Below are 18,015 nucleotides of genomic sequence, written 5' to 3'. Positions count from 1 at the left end.
ATCCAACCTGCAACCTGACACATTCATATTAATTTTATAATTAAGCCAACAGCAGCAGCAATAAGTATAATATAGGGTTCAGCAATATTTTTGACATATAGCAAAGTGGTAATTGTTGCAACGGCTATAATAACGGTTGGAATATCAATTATAGTGCGCGAGGCAATTACAAAAACAGATCCTACTAATGCACCAATAACCGCCGCCGTAATTCCATCAACAAATGATTTAACGGATTTATTTTTGGCAATTTTATGAAAAGAGGGCGCCATTGCAACGGTAAATAAATAGCAAGGCAGAAATGTTGCTAAAGCAGCAACCAGAGCCCCAAGAAAACCGTCAACCAAATAGCCAATAAATCCTACTGTAATAACTACCGGGCCAGGCGTAATCATGGCGACTGCCACAGAATCCAGAAATTGCTGTTCTGTGAGCCAATGATTTTCGATTACAACACCTGAATGTAAAAAAGGTACGATGGCTAAACCGCTTCCAAATACAAATGTTCCTGCCTGCGCAAAGAAGATGGCAATTTTTAGCAGTGTTTCGCTTTCATAATTCCAAAAAGGAACTTGCAGAAGCACTATTGAATTTATAGATTTTGAGTTTAACCATTTCGGTGGTGCTTTTATAAGCATGTATAAAAAACCTGCTGCAATAAATAGTAAAACGGGTTCTTGCTGTGTTATAAAAGTTACGCCTAAAGTAATGAGAAAAAACAGCCATAACAGCCAATTTATTTTAAAAGATTCGATGTTGAATTTACCTATAGATTTTACGGTAAGTTTATACGAACTTACCATTATAAGGCCAATAACAGCTGCACCAACCCCATAAAATACAGCCTGAATCCAGGATAATCCCCCATATAATTTGTATACAATTCCTAAAAGAACAACCATTAAAAAAGAGGGTAAGACAAATGCAAATCCGATTAAAGTAGCGCCTAATAACCGATAATGCACGAAACCAATATAGATACCTAATTGTGCAGCCAAGGGCCCCGGAGCTAATTGTGCCAAAGCTAAGCCCTGTTTGTATTCTTCTTCAGAGATCCATTTGCGATTTTCGACTAAGTCTTTATGCATGTAGCCTACAAGAGCAACCGGGCCCCCAAAACCTATTGTACCCAGTTTTAGAAAATATAAGGTTAATTCTTTTAATGTATATTTTGAATCTGCCATTGATAAAGTTTTTAAAATGCAATTCCAAATTGAAAACCTACCGTAAACGTTGCAGGATGATCATTACCAAATCTAACCGGAAGCGGAACCGCAACAAAATAACTGCAATTCTCGCTTTTAATAACGGTTTTATTAAGTACTGGAGTAAAACCATATCTTCCGCTGCTTTCAAAAGCAGCTCTTCCGGCAAAAGTATAGCCTTTTCCTAATGCCACTAAAACGCCGGGATGGAATAATATATTGGTTACTTTGTCACTTGCGCCCTGTACTTTTATATTGGGAACTACTTCGAAAGAGAAACCTATTTTTGAGTTTTTCCAGAGGTTGATTCCAGTTGGAAAACCTACGGCATAATAATCCCTGAAATTTACATTGGTTTGTTCATTATTAATCGTTATAATTGGATGCATGATTCCAAAATAGCCAGTTATTTTTGGATAAACTGTTTGAGAAAAAGCATTAACAGCAAAAGAGAATAAAGCGAATAAGAGAATGTGTCTAAATGAAATCATAATAGTTTTTGTTGATAAAACAAAACTATATAGAGTTAGTAGATATAAATAGAATCTTATTTACCTTTTGTATCTGGTTTACTTTTTAGCGTATTTTTTCTATACGAAGAAGGATTTTTTCCGGTATGCAATTTGAATATTCGTGTAAAATGACTTTGATCTGAAAATCCCGTCATATAAGCGATTTCAGTTAAGGTATAAGTTGAATTTTGAATTAGGTTTATGGCTTTTTCAATTCGTAATTTCCGAACATAATCACCAAAATTTAAATCTTCAAAATACTTCGAAAATTCTCTGGATAGATAGGAGGGATTGAGCTCTAAATCACTTGATATTTTTTTTAAGTCAAAAGCAAACTGAGTATCAATCTGATCCTGAATTATTTCTTTTAAATCCTTAACCCACGAAGGTGTTTTTTGATTTGATTTCTTTTCAGCTAAAAATTTGTTGTAGACTTCATGAAGTAAACTTTCAAAAGGACTGTTCTGCAAATGATTTTGTTTGTACAAATGTGTTGCCCAACTGTAAAGCGCATCATAAATAACCATTCCGTTAGCTAATAGTTCAGCATCATTGGTAATATTATATGAAAGTCCGGCCGAAATGGCCCAGAGCCCGGCAGATTCTTTTGCAATTTCATGTTGATCAGTATCAGCGCCACGAACAATTTTAGCCATGATTAAAATGGCTGGATCTTTAATTTGATGCTTTTTTACAATGTAATCAAATGTACATTCTTCGTTGTAATGCGTATATTCTACATTGGGAATGTCAAACGGAATCGCTTTTAATACTTCGGCTTTAGCCAAAACTTCATCAAAAGGAACATAAATAAATTCGGCATCCGGATCGACAAATTTTTTGATGAGCCAAGGGCATGCAATTCTGTCAATTTTTGGTCTTTCTCTGGTAATCCATTTCATTGGCGATAGTTAATTCATTCCCTCCGTTATATCTTTTACGCCACCAAAACTGGTTTTTAACAACTCCCTTACCTGAAACTGTGTTTTATTTCTGGTAATGCTGTTCCATTCCTTAAAATCATAAACATGAATTTGTTTCGCATACGGATTAGTCACGAAAGAAAGTCGGGAAATGGAATATTTAAAATATTTTAATTCGTGCGAAATATGTCGGTTAGGAACGACAATAAGTATGGTTTCAAAATCTAGAAAATTCTTTGGAACATCTGGCCTTTCAGTTAATCCAAGATGGTCAAAAAAAGCAATTATTTTTTGATCATTTAATTTGTCTATTTTTTCATCAATACGCTTAATGGTGCTAAGAAGCGTATTTTCGTCTTTTATAACACTCATGATTAAATTTGGTTTTGTTAATTTTCAATATAAAATTACGCCAAAACAATAAGATTTGGTAAAGAACCGCTGATAGAATGATTCTAAATTTTTAACGTCTAATTTTCAGGTATCATTGTTTGCTATAAAGATCATATTTTGATAAAATACTATTAATTTATCCGGTTTTAAAACTCTAATTTTAGCTTTTGCTAATCATCTCTGTAAACCACATTTTTCATGAAAACTATTTTTCCGAAGGAAATATTATCCTGTTTTATTTTTTTTATCTCGTTTTGTACTTTTTCGCAAAATAAATCAGAAAGAGAATTGACTTTAATTGATAAAGACTGGCGTTTTTCGTTTGGCCATTTATATGATACTCAAAAAGATTTTGGTCATGCCGAAGGTTATTTCTCCTATTTGACAAAAACCGGTTTTGGAGACGGTCCGGCAGCATCAGGTTTTGACGATCGTGCCTGGAGAAAATTAGATCTTCCGCACGATTGGGCTGTAGAACAATCCTTTAGTGAAAAAGCCAGTTTTAGCCACGGATTTAAAACAGCCGGAAAAGGTTTTCCTGAAAAAAGTATCGGTTGGTACCGAAAAAAAATTAGTATTCCGGAAAGTGATAAAGGCCGAATCATTTCCTTAAAGTTTGATGGTGTTTTTAGAAATTCAAAAGTGTTTTTTAACGGCTATTTCCTCGGAACAGAACAAAGTGGTTATAACGGTTTTGAATATGATGTTTCGGCTTATGTAAATTATGGCGGAGAAAATACAATTGTCGTTCGTGTCGATGCTTCGATGGAAGAAGGCTGGTTTTATGAAGGCGCGGGAATTTATCGTCACGTCTATCTCCAGAAAACAAATCCAATTCATATAGTTTCAAATGGAACTTATGTTATTTCCGAAATCAAAAATGATAATGCTGAAATTACCGCTGAGGTTACTATTGAAAATAAAGGAAACGATAAAGGTTCAATTGAAATTATTCAGACTATTTTGGATACCGGAGGAAAACAAATCTCCTCTGTTTCTGAAAATGTTCCGGCTCCTGAGTTTTATAAAAAGGCCAATTTTACTTCAAAATTAGCAGTAAAAAATCCATTATTGTGGGATATTGAGAATCCGAATTTATATCGGTTAGTAACTGATATTAAGCAAAACGGACAAATAATTGACCGTTATGAAACGTCTTTCGGAATCAGAACTATGAAGTTTGATGCCGAAAAAGGTTTTTTTCTGAATGGCAAACCGGTAAAACTAAAAGGAACCAATAATCATCAGGATCATGCCGGAATCGGTACGGCTTTGCCAGACGAATTGCAGTATTACAGAATCAAAAAGCTGAAAGAAATGGGGTCGAATGCGTATCGTTGTTCGCATCATCCACCAACGCCTGAGTTACTTAAAGCCTGTGATGAATTGGGAATGTTAGTGATTGATGAAACCCGTTTAATGGGAATTAACGATTATCATCTGAATGATTTAAAGCGAATGATCGAACGTGACCGTAATCATCCGAGTATTTTTTGCTGGTCGGTTGGAAATGAAGAATGGAATATTGAAGGGAATATTGTTGGTGAACGCATTACTACTATTATGCAGGGATTTACCAAAAGTATTGATTCTACGAGACCGGTTACAGTGGCAATCAGCAGCGGTTTTAGAAGTGGAATCTCTTCGGTAGTCGAAATCATGGGCTATAATTATCTCGGAAACGGCGATATCGACGCACATAGGAATGAGTTCAAAAAACAACCCGGAATGGGCACGGAGGAAGGTTCAACCTTCGCAACAAGAGGAATTTATTTTACAGACGATGCAAAACATTATCAAAGTGCTTATGATAAAAAACCGCGCCCAACATTTTACAGTATCGAAGAAGGCTGGAAATTTTATGCCGAAAGACCGTATTTAGCCGGAGTATTTTTTTGGACTGGTTTTGATTATCGCGGAGAGCCAACACCTTATGGATGGCCATCGGTGACATCTTATTTTGGAATGATGGATGTTTGCGGTTTCCCGAAAGACAATGTATTTTATTTGAAATCGTGGTGGGGAACTGAACCTGTTTTGCACATTCTTCCACATTGGAACTGGAGTGGAATGGAAGGCAAAGAAATTGACGTTTGGGCGTATTCGAATTGTGATGAAGTAGAACTTTTTCTGAACAAAAAAAGTCTCGGCAAAAAGAAAATGGAGTTAAACGGTCATTTAGAATGGAAGGTAAAATATGAAGCAGGAACTTTGGAAGCAATCGGTTTTAAAAACGGGAAAAAAGTTCTGTCACAAGTTCAAAAAACAACAGGAAGCCCTGAAAATATTAAACTTTCTGTAGATAAAGAAAATCTCTCAAACTCAAATGTTGTAATGGTAACGGCCGAATTGACTGATAAAAAAGGATTGCATGTGCCAACGGCAGATGATGAAATTGCGTTTTCGATAAAAGGCGGAAAAATTCTCGGAGTCGGAAATGGGAATCCAACTTCTTTAGAGAGTGATAAATTTATTGATAACACTAATCTTGTTGCTATAAATAATTTTAAGGAGAAGAAATTAACTTCAGCAGATCTTCCAGATAAAATTGAAGACGCTAATGATGCTGATTGGACTGTAGCTTTTAAAGACAGAGACTATAAAAAGCAAGCTCCGGCTTATGTCTACAAAGGAGATTTTGAGTTGAAGAATAATTTGGATAACAATATTGTCACTTTTTTCTACAAGAAAATAGGGAAGGAAACGGCAGTTTTTGTAAACGGAAATAAGATTGAGCCAAGTAAAGACGATACTCAAAAATACATTTTAAATAAAGCCATTTTAAAAGAAGGAAAAAACACGATTTACATTGCAACAACACCATTGCAAAGGATAAAAGACTGGGATGTAATGAACACTGATCCCGGAATTATTCAGGTCGTAACTCCTGCAGAATCCTGGAAAAGGAAACTTTTTAACGGATACGCACAAATCATCATCCAAAAAAATGAAGGTGAAAAAGAAGTTATTTTATCTGCTACAGCGAAAGGATTACAAGCAGGAAATTTAGTTTTGAAAAAATAGATTGAAGTTATTTAACCGCAAGGTCCGCAATGATTTTACCAAAGAACGCAAGGGAAAACTTAGCGAACCTTGCGTATCTCCTTGCGAACTTTGCGGTTAAACCTGCCCTAATCTGAAACCTAAAACCTAAAACAATTACTTTATCCTCTGAATAGTATAACTAGATTGCGTTTTATCTCCTGCCAATAATTTACCCAATTTAGAATTGACAACATAAACATTTCCATCAGAAGCCAAAGTTGCAGTTGTTGGAAATTCCTCTTTTCCAATATTGGTTTCACTTATTTTTGAAGCACTCGTCCAGTTGTTTGTGCTTGAAAAAGTGTAGGTTTTACCCAAACCAAGTCCATTTTCAACCACCACTAAATTATTGTTTTTATCCAATTCAATACCATCCGGAGTGCTGAAAGTTGTTCCGGTAACGACAGTAATAACAGCGGGATCAGAAAGTGATATTTTAAACAGCTTCGAATCATCTGTTTTTACAGCCAGTAAATAACCATCAGGATGGAAAACGATTCCATTTAAACCAAATTGATTTGGAGCGGGCTGAAATAGTGTATTGGTCAAAAATAAAGAGGGAATATAATTGTCATCAATTTTATAAATATTGGGAGAAAACGAATCAGTAATGTAAATATTCCCTTTGGTGTCTACAGCTATATCATTTAAACAAGAGCCTGCATTTGGTGTGAAATTTTTCAAGTCAATTTCCTTGATTAATTCACCTGATGTAAGATTGAAAATGCTAACTGTAGCAATACTTCCGGCGCTGGCAGGAGTACTTTTTTGAGAGATTCCCAAATCAGCATTAGCGACTATTAAGCGGTTTCGGACTTCATCTGTATAAATTCCGGTTGGTAAAACCAGTTTGCTGCTCGTAGCAAAAACGATAGCTTCGCCTTTTGGACTCATTGTGTAAACAGCTCCTTTGTGCAGGGAACTAAACAGAAACTTTTCATTTCTAGAATCGTAATCAATTCCTTCAGGATAAAGACCAATGTCAGTTATGGAATATGTACTTTGGAAAGAGGTGGAAGCGGTTCCTGATTTTTTTTCGCTGTCACATGCCATGAAAAGAATTGAAAGTGCAGTAATTAAAATAGTATTTTTCATTTTTATGAATTAAAATTTTTTGTCCCTATTGACAATGCAAATCTGGGACAGAATACTAAAAATAAAAATGAACTGGTTTAGGAAATAAGGTTGAACTGGATTAACTTTTTGAGGATTTTCGATTGCGGATCTTACTTAAATATTCGGTACTGAAGCCCAAATACGAAGCCAATGCATATTGTGGAACACGTTTTGCAATTGCCGAATATTTGCTCATGAATTCATCATAGCGTTCTTCGGCTGTTTTAGTAAAATTAGATAAAAGTCTTTTTTGTTGAAAAGCCAGAGAGCGTTGGGTAATAATACGTTCGAATTTTTCGAGTTTCGGGATTTCCTGAAGAAAGCGTTGTTCGTCTTGATAAGCAATTTGAATAAGAACAGAATCTTCCAATGCTTCAACAAATAAAGTCGCGGGTTCCTGATAAATTAAACTGCTGTAATCGGAAATCCACCAATCTTCAATAGCAAAAGACAAAGTGTGTTCTTTCCCTTCATTATCGACTAAATAACCTCTGAAAGCTCCTTTGACAACATAACTTTTATGCTGGCAAACAAAACCTGGTTGCACAATAAACTGTCTTTTTTTGACTTTGATGATTTTCAAAAAAGAAGCCAGATGCGTTTTTTCATCATCTGTTAAATCAACATATCTGGAGACATAATCTATAACGGGTTGTAAGTCTTTCATGTAACAAAGATAAATTTTTTGTTTCAGGTTTAAGGTCTAATCGCAAAGTTCGCAAAGGATTACGCAAGGCACGCAAGGAAAAAATAAAACTTAGCGACCTTAGCGTAATCCTTTGCGATCTTTGCGGTTAAGTCCACCCCAACCTGAAACATGAAACCTGAAACAAAATAAAACTATTTTTTTATTTGATTTTCATAACTTTGCAAAATGAAAGAGCAATTAGATTTTCAGGCTTCAGAAGTTGGTATAAACGATTTAAAGCTGAAAGGTTTTAAAGTATACGAAATTAATGGTGATGCAAGTAAAATTCCGACTTATAACCGTAGGGATTTTTACAAAATTTGTATAAATACCAGTAAAAGCCTCGTACATTACGCGGATCGCGGCATTGAGGTTGACGGAACTATTTTGTTCTTTGGAAATCCGTATATTCCGTATTCCTGGGATACCCTTTCACCTTCTTATGAAGGGTATGCCTGTGTGTTTACCGAAGATTTTTTAAAGGTAAAAGACCGTTCAGAAAGTCTTCATGAATCGCCTTTGTTTAAAATAGGTGGTACACCAATTTTTGCGTTAACGCCTGAACATAAAGTGTTTATAGATTCGTTGTTTCAAAAAATGATCGAAGAACAAGAGACAGATTATGTTTTCAAAGATGATTTAATTCGTAATTACATTAATTTGATTTTGCACGAATCAATGAAAATGCAACCATCGGAGAATTTCTTTAAACACAAAAATGCTTCGGCAAGAATCACCTCCTTATTTCTGGAACTTTTAGAAAGACAATTTCCAGTAGAAACAAAAGACCAGCCTCTAATTTTGAAAACGCCACAAGATTACGCTCAAAGTCTTGCAGTACACGTAAACCACCTCAATCGTTCGGTAAAAGAAGTTACCGGAAAACCTACTACAGCCCATATTACTGAACGAATTATCGGCGAAGCCAAAGCTTTATTGCAACACACCGACTGGAGCATTGCAGATATCGGTTACTCACTCGGATTTGAATATCCAAGCTATTTTAATAACTACTTTAAAAGACTTACCGGAACAATTCCGAAATCGTTGAGAATGTAAAATTGTTTCATATTCTTAATTTTTTGTTTGATTATCATTATCCGAGGTAGGTTTTACTAAAGTAAATTTGCATCGAAATAATTAGTATTAATCCTTTATCGGTTTTTTATACACTAAATCTAACTTCTTAAAGCGCATTCTTGCTTTCTGATTTAGTTGTGCCGATAGTAAAAACAAATAATTATGAAAACTTCAGAAAATCAATTAAACGAAATTTTTCCTAATGGCGATTTAGCTTCGGCAGATTACTTTACAGGAAAAGCCTGGGTTAAAATGCTGGTGCCAAACGACCCGGTTCTAAATACTGCAGTTGGTAATGTTGTTTTCGAACCTGGTGCACGAAACAATTGGCATACCCATCCCGGCGGGCAAATTTTGATTGTAACGCGCGGAACAGGATATTATCAGGAAGTTGGCAAACCAATTCAGTTATTGCAAGTAGGTGATGTCGTCAATATTCCCCCCGAACTTAAACACTGGCACGGTGCTTCTCCGGATAGCGAATTTACCCATATTGCCATCAGCACCAATACCCAAACCGGAATTGTAGATTGGTTAGAACCCGTAACCGATGAGCAATACAATAGCTTTAAATAAAAACTAACTCAAAAAATAATTAATTATGTCGACAAATTATGCAGCGGTTATCGAAGAAGGAAAAGTCCCTAATACGTACATGACAGGTGACGTATCTTATAAAAAACAGACCAGCAATATTCATCCTGAAAATACAATGATTAAAGAAGTTACTTTCGAGCCTTGTGCAAGAAGTAACTGGCATATTAATTCAAGTCTTCATTTGCTTATTGCAAAAGAAGGTGTGGGCTATTATCAGGAAAAGGGAAGCGCAGTTCGCTTAATTCATAAAGACGAAGTGATTACAATTTTACCAGGAATTGAACATTGGTATGGAGCAACTCCGTTTAGAAAATTTTCTTATGTAACAATCATAACGGAAATCGACAAAGGGCATGGCATCTGGCTTGACAGCGTTACTGATGAGGAATATCACAGTTTTGGAAGTTAGAGGAATTTGATAATTAGTCAATTAGATAATTAGATAATTAGATAATTAGATAATTAGATAATTAGATAATTAGATAATTCTGGACTTACCTGACCACAATCTTGTCATCCCGAGGAACGAAGGTTCACGCTAGGAACTTCGTTCCTATGCGACTTAGCGCCTTTGTGGCTATTTACCTGAAACAAATAAACTTTAAACAAGAAATTATAATGGAAACAAAAGATATAAAAGCCTTTGGTACAATAGCTGCTGAAGCACCATTAAAAACATTAGACATCAAAAGAAGAGCTGTACAAGCGCATGATGTAGAAATAGAAATTTTATATTGCGGAATTTGCCATTCCGATTTACATTCGGCCAGAAATGAATGGCATGGCACAGTTTATCCAATTGTTCCCGGACATGAAATCGTGGGAAGAGTGGTAAAAGTAGGAGATCACGTAAAGAATTTTAAAGTCGGTGAGTTGGCTGGAGTAGGTTGTATGGTTGATTCCTGTAGAGAATGCGAACAATGTAAAGAAGGTTTGGAACAATTTTGTGATGCCGGAAGTATATTAACTTTCAATTCACCGGATGCACATTTAGGCGGACAAACTTTTGGAGGTTACTCTCAAAGTATTGTGGTGGATGAAAATTATGTATTGCGCATTTCAGATAAATTAGACCTTGCCGGAGTTGCTCCGTTGTTATGTGCTGGAATCACAACATATTCTCCATTAAAACACTGGAAAGTTGGTCCTGGACAAAAAGTAGGAATTGTCGGAATAGGTGGTTTGGGACATATGGGAATCAAATTGGCAAAAGCTATGGGCGCTCATGTGGTAGTTTTTACCACTTCATTGTCTAAAACCGAAGACGCAAAACGTCTAGGAGCTGATGAAGTAGTTTTATCTACAGATCCGGAACAAATGGCGAAACATGCAAGAAGTCTTCACTTTATTTTAGATTGTGTTTCTGCAGAACACAATATCGATTCGTATTTAAATTTATTAAAAGTTGATGGAAATTTAGTATTGGTTGGTGCTCCAATGGAACCACTTCCTGTAACCTCATTCAGTCTTATATTAGGTAGAAGAAGTTTTGCAGGTTCTATGATCGGTGGAATTGCAGAAACTCAGGAAATGTTAGATTTCTGTGCAGAACATAATATTACCGCAGATATTGAAATAATTGGCGTAAATGAAGTAAATGAAGCTTACGAAAGATTACTAAAAGGAGATATTAAGTATCGTTTTGTGATTGATATGGAGTCTTTGAAATAGGAACAAAGGCTCAAAGCAACAAAGGTTCAAAGGTTTCTTTTACTACCTTACTTTTGCAATTGCAAAGAATTAACAGAGAGAGTAAAACCTTTGAACCTTTGTCCCTCTGCAACTTTGCACCTCAAAAGAAAACCCCTTAAGCAATTCAAATCCTAAGGGGTTTTTAAAATAAAATAATAACCAATTAAATTTATTTTACTTTTTGTCTAAATTTTGTTTTAGCATTTTGGCGTGTTCTAAATGCGCGGTCAATCCGGCAATATTATTAGAAGCCCAGGTTCTCACGTCCGCATCTTTTGCATCCTTAGACGCTTTTTCAAGTTTGTTGATTGCTTTTTCGTGACCATCAATCATCATGTCAGCGAATTTTTTATCAAAATCAGCGCCTGATTTTTCGTTTAGTTTTTTATATTCTTCCTGACCATCTTCAGTAAGAGAAGTTGGTAGTGTAAAGTTTTTTGCCTGAGCCAAAGCGCTTACTTCAGAAGCGGCTTTAGTATGATCATCAACTAACATTTTTCCAAATTTTTTCACTTCAGGATTCGTCCCTTTTGTTTGTGCCAGTTTTCCGATTTCGATTTCAGCCAAATTAACTTCAGCCTGATCTACTAAAAATTCAGAATCATCTTCTTTACTGTCTATTGAGTCGAATTTTGCTTCGTTTGCATCTTCAGCCACTTCTTTTGGATCTTCTTGTTTGGTTTCGTTTTTACAAGAATTCAAGAATATAATAATAAGTCCTGCTCCTAAAATTAATTTTCCGGCTAATAGTATCTTTTTCATGATTTTATAGTTTAAATGTTATGTGGTAAAATTATTCAGATGGTATGGAGAATATCTTACAGCATTATTAAATAATGTTACAGGATTTAAATGCATGTTGTAAAAGCAGTATAAATACTTGGTGTTTTAATTTTATTTAGTAGTATACTTGTTTCTATATTAATACAAAATATGGTTTCCAGTAAAGAGGCTATAATTAAAGGTTAATATTAGTTTTTATTTTAAAAAAGTATTAATCTTTTAAAAATAAATTATGAAAAGAAAGGTATTGAATATTCAAGGACTGAATGAGATCAGTATTTTTAATGATGGCTCAGATAGAATATCTTATGCTTATATTAAGGTTATAACAGAATAATCTCAATTCCTGTGAATTGGGATTTTTTTATACCTCACATTTTAAGTTAATTATGAAAATTATTACAAGAATTATATAACGTGTTGAAACTGTTTTATTTTGAAATTTGATATACCAAACATACAATTTTAAACCTAAATTTTTAATCATGCATGCAACAACTAAAAGTGACTATCACGGACTTTTAAAGGAAGGATATAGCAAAGGAAAATCAGCAGAGGTTTCTAATACGAGAGATCCTGATTTAAAGGGTGAAAAAACAAAACCATACGAAGAATGGACCAAAGAAGAATTGTATCAGGAAGCTATAAAAGCAGGTATTCCGGGACGTTCTTATATGAGTAAAAAAAATTTAATTCACTCTTTAAAGAAAAATTAAAAAAATGCTACAGATTCCACAGATTTTGAAGGGAAAATGTTTTTTGAGAAATCTTTTTTAATCTGTGCAATCTGTGGCAAAAACATCCGCTTGACGGGAACTTAAAAAATCTAACAAACATGAATTCAACAGCATCGGCCAAAGCTGAAAAATTAATAAAACAATTAATTAAAACGCCGCATTTGGTGCTGGAAAAATTAGATTTAGTATATGTAAACAATCAGCAATTAACCATTGAAAGATGCAAATTTGAAGAGGGTTTTATTTATAAAAAAAATGGGAGGTGTATTAAGCAAAAAAGCGAATTGAAACGTATTAACAGTTTGGTTTTACCGCCAGCCTGGCAAAATGTACAAATTTCAGAGTTACCAAATGCACATTTACAAGCTATTGGTTTAGATGATAGAAACAGAAAACAATACAGATATCATCCGAAGTGGAATTTGATTAGAAATCAGACTAAATTCTATAAAATAGCAGAATTCGGATCAAAGTTACCCGCCATAAGAAAACAAGTTGATAAAGATTTAGAAAGAAAAGAATGGGGAAGAGAAAAAGTAGTGGCTTTGGTTATCAGATTGATGGAAGAAACCCATATCAGAATTGGGAATGAAAAGTACGCCAAAGACAATAAATCATATGGACTTTCTACTTTACGAAAACGCCATATTAACATTGATAAAAATTCACTCCGATTTGAATTTATCGGAAAAAAGGGAATTCAACACACGATTACAACCAAAAATAAACAACTTATAAAATTAGTAAGTCGTTGTGAGGAAATTCCGGGTTGGGAAGTTTTTAAATATTACGATAAAAATGGTGAAAAAAAGGTTTTAGACAGTCAGATGGTCAATGAATATTTACATACAATTTCTGGTGAATATTTTAGTGCAAAAGACTTTAGAACCTGGGCCGCTTCGATTATATTTTTTGAAACTTTAATGGAAGTAGGAATCACATCAGACGAAAAAGAAATAAAAAAGAATATTCTGGAAGCCTATGATATCACAGCAGCGGCGTTAGGAAATACCAGAAATGTTTGCAGGAATTATTACGTTCATCCTTTGCTGGTTTCGACTTATGAAGATGGTTCCATTCAGAAATATTTTGATAGGGTAAAAAAAAGCCGCAGCAATCAGAAATACTTTTCGAGAACCGAAATTGCTTTTTCTGAGTTAATACAAAATTATCAGCTCAATTTATTGTAAATCAGTACCTATCGAGCTATAAATATAATGTTTAGAGTTAATGTTTATCTTTTAAAAACATGAAATTTGTGTAACAAACAAACAATATTAATTTAAAAATCACGATTATGTTACGTTGGACTGTCATTTTTATTATTCTGGCCATAGTGGCAGGAATATTTGGTTTTGGCGGAGTTGCCGCCGGAGCAGCAAGTATAGCTAAAGTATTATTCTTTATATTCATAGTATTATTTCTTTTATCCCTTATTGGTGGCCGAAGAAGTATTTAGTCTATAGCGCTCAGTAAATTAAAAACGAACTTGAAAACGGCACATATATTTAGGTACATGTGTCGTTTGTATTTTAAAAATAAAAAACAAACAATATGGGAACTCAAAGCGGAGCTTATCAGGATGTTTATATCAAACGAGATGACGAAATGGTAAGTTTAAAAAATGATGTGACAGATTTTTGTGAAAAATATATAAAACCTGTTCATCCTGAAAATTGGGATTGGTCTGTTCGTGATTTTGAAAATCCCGAAAATGACCCAACGATCGATGAGGCGAGAGCAGTAGCGAATGTGGTCTATAAGGATTTGAAAAGTAAGGAAACAGATGTTGATCTCTCAACAATGAATAATGTAAAAGCAATTGAAGCCTATTTGAATCCTGATAGCAAACATGAGGAATTTAATATGGAAGAATTCGCTTTTGCCTTAAAAGTTGAACTGGAACACGGAAGAATAAAGGATGTAAATGTAACTAACAATCATCCGTTCATAACCGCCATGATTGCATTGGCACACATGACAGAGAGTTTAACGTATTACAAAAGATTAAAAGTGATGGAGGCCGAAGGTGAAATTTATGAAATTATGCGTAAAATTGAAACTTCAGATGTGGGTAAGGAAGAATGGTACAAAGAATTAGGCAAAGCCGAACAAGAATTGAACGAAGCCAGAGCAGGATTAGCACAACGCCTGGAAAAAATGGATGATATTCCTACTTTGGAGAAAATTGGAGATTAAACTTGAATTTTTGCATTGACGAAATGACAAGATAACTTAAAAATAGAAAAACCGTTAATTTTAATTAACGGTTTTTCTATTTTTAATTTTAATAGGTTTTAGAATCTTCTGGGATCATTTGCCGGGTAATCATCTTCAGAATCTTCTTCTTCAATTTCGTCCCCTTCAAATTCATCATTGTCATCTTCATCTTCGTCTTCATCATCATCCTGATCAATGTCTTCCAGATCATCAACTTCATTGAAGTCACCGTCTTCGCGTTCACGAATGTCTGACGGATTATCCAGTTCATCAATAGCGGGATCAAGATCAGCATCTACTGCATCGTCATATAAATCATCACTATTATGAATTAGATCTTTTTTAGAGTGAAAATCATCATCCAGATCTTTGATATCCTCCCTGTCATAAAACATTTCATCAGGATTTACCTCATTTGGATTATGACCATTTCTAACCATATATCCGCGTTCTGCGATTTCTGCATTATCGTTATCAGTTTCTTTCATGTCGTCGATATCATACAGTTCTTCATTCATCAGTCTGTTTTTATCGGCGGTATTTGGATTTTGGTTTCTTGGGTCTCTATTACTGGTTGTACTGTTTTTTTGTTCTGTAGTATTCATAATGTAAGTTTTTATAGTATTAGTATTTTACAAATCTAGTGATGAACATGAAGGATTTTCTTATAAGATTTTTAAATGCAATTGTATAATTAACAGGTGTTTAGAATGAAATTTTATCAAACAATGATATAACTACATGAAGATATCAGTAGAGTAATTTTAAAAAATATTAATCCATATAAATTATTATTATGAAAACTGCAACGAATAAAAAAGAAACAACTGCAAAAACTACGACAGCTACAAAGACTGCAACAAAAGCAGGAGTTACAAAACCAAAGTCTGATGCCGCATCAGGATTAACTGAATTATTTGAAGATGGACTAAAAGACATTTATTGGGCTGAAAAAGCTTTGACAAAAGCACTTCCAAAAATGGCTAAAAATGCAACGTCACAAGAACTTATAGATGCCTTAAACAATCATTTGACAGAAACAGAAGGACAAATTAGCCGTTTAGAGCAGGTTTTTGAACTTGCCGGACAAAAAGCTATTGCAAAAAAATGCGATGCAATGGCGGGCTTAATTGAAGAAGGAAACGGAATTCTGGAAGAAACAGAAATTGGTGTTGTTCGTGATGCCGGCATTATAGCTGCCTGTCAGAAAATCGAGCATTATGAAATTGCTACTTACGGTACATTGAGACAATTTGCAGAAACATTGGGAATGTCTGAAGCTGCATCTTTATTAGAGCAAACGCTTGAAGAAGAAAAAGGAGCTGATAAAGCATTGACAATTGTAGCTGTAAACGCCGTAAACTTTGAAGCTGCGGAAGCAAATTAAATTTTTGTTTTTGAAAATACAGTAGAAAGTGCAGTTTTAAACTGCACTTTCTACTTATAAATTTAAAAGCCATATTATGCCCGAAGGCCCATCTATAGTGATATTAAAAGAAGAAGTACAATCATTTTCAGGAAAAAAGATCATCGACGTTTCCGGAAATAGTACTGTTGATATTCAGCGTCTTAAAGACAAAATTATACTGGAGTTTAAAACCTGGGGAAAACATTTTTTAATTTGTTTTGACGGATTTACTGTAAAGATTCATATGCTAATGTTTGGAACCTATCGTGTCAATGAACGAAAGGAAACCCAACCGAGATTAAGTCTGGTTTTTTCTGATGGCGAAATTAATTTTTATACCTGCTCGATAAAAATCCTCGAAGGTGATATTAATGATTACTACGATTGGAGCGAAGATGTGATGAACGATAATTGGGATCCGAAAAAAGCAAAACGAAGCTTGGAAAAACTTCCAAATGAAATGATTTGCGATGCAATGTTAGATCAGAATATATTTGCCGGAGTGGGGAATATCATTAAAAATGAAGTTTTATACCGATGTCGCATTCATCCGGAATCTTTGGTAGGTAAAATTCCGTTTGATCATCTGAATGAAATTATTTCAGAATGTTCTATTTATAGTTTTGAATTCCTGTATTGGAAGAAAAAATATGAATTAAAAAAGCACTGGGAAGCTCATACAAAAACAGTCTGTTTGCGTTGTAATTTACCACTGATAAAAAAATATACAGGTCACAGAAAAAGACGAAGTTTTTTCTGTACCAATTGTCAACAATTACACATATGAAAAATGAAATTCAAATAGGATGCTCCAGCTTTAATAACCGATTTTGGAAAGGCATTTTCTACCCTGAAAACCTGCCTACTTCAAAATGGTTTGACTTTTATTGCCAGCACTTTACTACCTATGAATTTAACGGAAGTTTTTATAGATTTCCAACTGTAAAAGTATTTGAAAATTGGTATAATAAAGCACCGGAAAATTTTACATTTTCAGTCAAAGCGCACAAAGAAATTACGCATATTAAAAAGTTTATTAACTGCGAAGACTTAATTTCTGAATTTTATCAGATTTGTAAACTCGGTTTTAAAGATAAACTCGGTGCAGTTTTATTTCAGTTTCCGCCAAGTTATAAGTTTAGTCCTGAAAATCTGCAGTTAATTATTGAAAACTTAAATCCGGAGTTCAAAAATGTGATTGAGTTTCGACATGAAAGTTGGTGGATTCCAGAAGTTTGGGATGCTTTTATAGCAAACAATATAACATTCTGCAGCGTGAGTCATCCGCAATTGCCTAAAACTATTTTTACTAATTTCCCTTTGGTTTTTGTTAGATTTCATGGAGTACCTAAAATGTTTTATTCGGGTTATGATACTCCCGAATTACTTCAGATAAAAAAAGAAATAGCTTTAAAATCAGGGTTTGTATATTTTAATAATACTGCCAGTGAGGCTGGGATTTTGAATGCTTTGGAATTTAAAAATTTAAAATAAATTCTGATTTTAAGGTACAGTTTGTCATTTCGACGAAGGAGAAATCACATAAAGCTGCTCAAGTCCCGTATTTCAAAAGAATAAATTTTTACATTTTGTATTTATATGTATATTCGTGTTAA

20 protein-coding genes are annotated in these 18,015 nt (G+C 34.3%); 12 read left to right on the top strand and 8 right to left on the bottom strand.

What is annotated here, in order from left to right; genetic code table 11:
- Window positions 1-23 precede the first annotated feature (23 nt).
- Genes ASC72_RS00645 through ASC72_RS00630 form a run of 4 tightly spaced genes read right to left on the bottom strand, consistent with a single transcriptional unit; the run spans window position 24 to window position 3,012 of the window.
- Window positions 24-1,184 carry a chromate transporter gene (locus ASC72_RS00645; protein WP_056185183.1) on the bottom strand — a complete coding sequence of 387 codons (1,161 nt, stop codon included), beginning with the start codon at window positions 1,182-1,184 and terminating at the stop codon, window positions 24-26.
- 11 nt (window positions 1,185-1,195) lie between these two features.
- On the bottom strand, window positions 1,196-1,696 hold the full coding sequence (locus ASC72_RS00640; RefSeq protein ID WP_056185180.1) for a hypothetical protein: 501 nt from the start codon (window positions 1,694-1,696) through the stop codon (window positions 1,196-1,198).
- A gap of 56 nt (window positions 1,697-1,752) precedes the next feature.
- Window positions 1,753-2,619 (bottom strand): chromate resistance protein ChrB domain-containing protein, encoded by an 867-nt coding sequence (locus ASC72_RS00635; protein ID WP_056185178.1) that lies wholly within the window; start codon window positions 2,617-2,619, stop codon window positions 1,753-1,755.
- Between the two features lie 9 nt (window positions 2,620-2,628).
- Window positions 2,629-3,012, bottom strand: coding sequence for a hypothetical protein (locus ASC72_RS00630; protein ID WP_056185175.1), 384 nt, complete (start codon window positions 3,010-3,012; stop codon window positions 2,629-2,631).
- A 219-nt stretch (window positions 3,013-3,231) separates the two neighbouring features.
- Here ASC72_RS00630 and galA point away from each other — a divergent pair, with 219 nt between their 5' ends.
- The gene (galA, locus tag ASC72_RS00625) at window positions 3,232-6,057 is read left to right on the top strand and encodes a beta-galactosidase GalA (protein WP_056185172.1); all 2,826 of its coding nucleotides are present in this window, start codon (window positions 3,232-3,234) and stop codon (window positions 6,055-6,057) included.
- 135 nt (window positions 6,058-6,192) lie between these two features.
- Here the strand turns inward: galA and ASC72_RS00620 are convergent, their stop codons facing one another.
- Complete coding sequence (locus tag ASC72_RS00620; RefSeq protein ID WP_056185168.1) at window positions 6,193-7,173, bottom strand: SMP-30/gluconolactonase/LRE family protein; 981 nt, start codon at window positions 7,171-7,173, stop codon at window positions 6,193-6,195.
- Between the two features lie 100 nt (window positions 7,174-7,273).
- Window positions 7,274-7,861, bottom strand: a complete 588-nt coding sequence (locus ASC72_RS00615; RefSeq protein ID WP_056185165.1) for a Crp/Fnr family transcriptional regulator — start codon at window positions 7,859-7,861, stop codon at window positions 7,274-7,276.
- A gap of 207 nt (window positions 7,862-8,068) precedes the next feature.
- Between ASC72_RS00615 and ASC72_RS00610 the strand changes: the two genes are divergently transcribed.
- The 4 genes from ASC72_RS00610 to ASC72_RS00595 all read left to right on the top strand — a co-directional run bounded on the left by ASC72_RS00610 (window position 8,069) and on the right by ASC72_RS00595 (window position 11,230).
- Window positions 8,069-8,941, top strand: coding sequence for an AraC family transcriptional regulator (locus ASC72_RS00610; protein ID WP_056185162.1), 873 nt, complete (start codon window positions 8,069-8,071; stop codon window positions 8,939-8,941).
- Between the two features lie 183 nt (window positions 8,942-9,124).
- Window positions 9,125-9,538, top strand: coding sequence for a cupin domain-containing protein (locus tag ASC72_RS00605; RefSeq protein WP_056185160.1), 414 nt, complete (start codon window positions 9,125-9,127; stop codon window positions 9,536-9,538).
- 25 nt (window positions 9,539-9,563) lie between these two features.
- A complete protein-coding gene (locus tag ASC72_RS00600; RefSeq protein ID WP_056185157.1) occupies window positions 9,564-9,968 on the top strand; it encodes a cupin domain-containing protein in 405 nt (134 codons plus the stop codon).
- Window positions 9,969-10,177: 209 nt separating this feature from the next.
- Window positions 10,178-11,230, top strand: a complete 1,053-nt coding sequence (locus tag ASC72_RS00595; protein ID WP_056185154.1) for an NAD(P)-dependent alcohol dehydrogenase — start codon at window positions 10,178-10,180, stop codon at window positions 11,228-11,230.
- Between the two features lie 195 nt (window positions 11,231-11,425).
- Here the strand turns inward: ASC72_RS00595 and ASC72_RS00590 are convergent, their stop codons facing one another.
- Window positions 11,426-12,013 carry a DUF4142 domain-containing protein gene (locus ASC72_RS00590; RefSeq protein WP_056185151.1) on the bottom strand — a complete coding sequence of 196 codons (588 nt, stop codon included), beginning with the start codon at window positions 12,011-12,013 and terminating at the stop codon, window positions 11,426-11,428.
- A 506-nt stretch (window positions 12,014-12,519) separates the two neighbouring features.
- Here ASC72_RS00590 and ASC72_RS00585 point away from each other — a divergent pair.
- From ASC72_RS00585 to ASC72_RS00575, 4 genes are all read left to right on the top strand, one after another.
- Window positions 12,520-12,750, top strand: coding sequence for a hypothetical protein (locus tag ASC72_RS00585; RefSeq protein WP_056185148.1), 231 nt, complete (start codon window positions 12,520-12,522; stop codon window positions 12,748-12,750).
- Between the two features lie 119 nt (window positions 12,751-12,869).
- Entirely contained in the window at window positions 12,870-13,961 is a 1,092-nt protein-coding gene (locus ASC72_RS00580) for a DNA topoisomerase IB (protein ID WP_056185145.1), read from the top strand.
- Between the two features lie 107 nt (window positions 13,962-14,068).
- Window positions 14,069-14,230 carry a DUF1328 domain-containing protein gene (locus ASC72_RS23520; protein ID WP_082564213.1) on the top strand — a complete coding sequence of 54 codons (162 nt, stop codon included), beginning with the start codon at window positions 14,069-14,071 and terminating at the stop codon, window positions 14,228-14,230.
- Window positions 14,231-14,325: 95 nt separating this feature from the next.
- On the top strand, window positions 14,326-14,970 hold the full coding sequence (locus ASC72_RS00575; protein ID WP_056185143.1) for a DUF5661 family protein: 645 nt from the start codon (window positions 14,326-14,328) through the stop codon (window positions 14,968-14,970).
- Window positions 14,971-15,068: 98 nt separating this feature from the next.
- Here the strand turns inward: ASC72_RS00575 and ASC72_RS00570 are convergent, their stop codons facing one another.
- Entirely contained in the window at window positions 15,069-15,596 is a 528-nt protein-coding gene (locus tag ASC72_RS00570; protein WP_056185140.1) for a hypothetical protein, read from the bottom strand.
- Window positions 15,597-15,787: 191 nt separating this feature from the next.
- Here ASC72_RS00570 and ASC72_RS00565 point away from each other — a divergent pair, with 191 nt between their 5' ends.
- The 3 genes from ASC72_RS00565 (at window position 15,788) to ASC72_RS00555 (ending at window position 17,893) form a co-directional block, all read left to right on the top strand.
- On the top strand, window positions 15,788-16,378 hold the full coding sequence (locus tag ASC72_RS00565) for a ferritin-like domain-containing protein (protein WP_056185137.1): 591 nt from the start codon (window positions 15,788-15,790) through the stop codon (window positions 16,376-16,378).
- Between the two features lie 76 nt (window positions 16,379-16,454).
- Window positions 16,455-17,186 (top strand): DNA-formamidopyrimidine glycosylase family protein, encoded by a 732-nt coding sequence (locus tag ASC72_RS00560; RefSeq protein ID WP_056185134.1) that lies wholly within the window; start codon window positions 16,455-16,457, stop codon window positions 17,184-17,186.
- Complete coding sequence (locus ASC72_RS00555) at window positions 17,183-17,893, top strand: DUF72 domain-containing protein (RefSeq protein WP_056185131.1); 711 nt, start codon at window positions 17,183-17,185, stop codon at window positions 17,891-17,893. The genes ASC72_RS00560 and ASC72_RS00555 overlap by 4 nt, the downstream gene beginning before the upstream one ends.
- The last annotated feature ends 122 nt before the right edge of the window (window positions 17,894-18,015 follow it).

Origin of the sequence: Flavobacterium sp. Root420 (assembly GCF_001427905.1) — a bacterium.
Classification (GTDB): Bacteria; Bacteroidota; Bacteroidia; order Flavobacteriales; family Flavobacteriaceae; genus Flavobacterium.
This window is presented reverse-complemented; position numbering and strand designations above follow the sequence as displayed.